Annotated in this window: 1 protein-coding gene; it reads left to right on the top strand. The window is 68.0% G+C overall.

The window, feature by feature from the left end; translation table 11 throughout:
* The first annotated feature begins 42 nt into the window (after positions 1-42).
* A complete protein-coding gene (locus tag G3576_RS30955) occupies positions 43-1158 on the top strand; it encodes an IS4 family transposase (RefSeq protein ID WP_164698329.1) in 1116 nt (371 codons plus the stop codon).
* Positions 1159-1302: the final 144 nt, after the last annotated feature.

Raw genomic sequence — 1302 nt, 5'->3', positions numbered from 1 at the left:
AGCCCCATAGGCGCTAGGATAGAGCGGGGATCGTGAGGCTGGTTGCGGCGTTTTGTGGGTGTGACCCTTGATGCACGGCTGCCAGTTGATTGTTTTGGCGAGGTTCTGGCGCGTCTGCCGTCCGGCATAGACCTGGATGACTTGGCGCGCAGGCATGGTGCTTTGTCGCGTCGACGACGTGTGGTCGACGCGGCGTCGCTGCTGAGGCTGCTGTTGGCGGCAGGTCCGGGTGGGCTGTCGCTGCGGCAAGCAGCGGCTTGGTCTGGGCTGACGGGGATCGCGTCGCTCAGCAACCCGGCCCTCAAGGCGCGGCTTGACCAGGCTGGCGACTTCCTGGACGCGCTCATCGGGGCTGTCATGGCCGATCGCAGCGCCAGTGCTGGCTTGCGCTGGCATGGGCGATGCCTGCGCCTGGCTGACGGCACCTGCCTGCATCAGCCGGGTCGGCAGGGGGTGGATTGGCGGATCCACGCGGTGTTCGACCTCGGCCAGAGCAGCTTTTCCCATCTTGAACTGACCGACGGCCGCGGCGCGGAGGCGCTCGACCGCGGTGCGCCGGTGGCCGGAGAGATCAGGATCGCCGACCGCGGCTTCGGCCGCACCCCGGCGATGGCGAGGTTTCGCGAGGCGAGCAAGGCAGGCGCCGACCTGATCGTCCGCATTCGCCCTGGCGGCGTGAAGTTGCGGCAGCCAGACGGCACCGGTTTCGACCTGCACCGCCACCTGGCCAGCCTACCCGCGCAAGTGGAGGCGCAGGATGTGTCGGTGCTGGCCCAGGTCGTGGGCCAGGCCGACATGCCGCTCCGGCTTGTGCTGCAACGCAAGCCGCCTGCTGCCCGCGCGGCGACCGAGAAGAAGGTCCGCCGCAAGGCGCAACAGCGTCAGCAGGCCGTGCAGCCCACCAGCATCGCAGCGGCCGGCTGGCTCATCCTCACCACCACCCTGCCGCAGGAAGACTATCCCGCGTCCCAGGTGCTCGCTGCCTATCGCCTGCGCTGGCAGATCGAACTCGCCTTCAAGCGGCTGAAGTCACTGCTGCACATCGACCAACTGCGCTGCCACAGCGAACCCGCCATCCGCCGATGGATTGCCGCGCACCTGCTGCTGGCCCTGCTCTCCGAAGACATCAGCCAGGATTTCCTGGCTTTTTTCCCCTGAACAACTCGCCACAGCAGGCTGCGAGCCATCCCTCTGGCGCATCCAGGCCCTTGTCCACCAGGCCGTCCTCGCCGCCGTGCTTGGCTCGATCCGTATCAGCCAACTCATCCGCTACGACCCGGCCCTGCACCGGCGCCTCGCCGA

Origin of the sequence: Falsiroseomonas algicola, from assembly GCF_011040385.1 — a bacterium.
Classification (GTDB): domain Bacteria; phylum Pseudomonadota; class Alphaproteobacteria; order Acetobacterales; family Acetobacteraceae; genus Falsiroseomonas; species Falsiroseomonas algicola.
The sequence above is the reverse complement of the archived record's forward strand: the minus strand, read 5'-3'. Positions and strand labels throughout refer to the sequence as shown.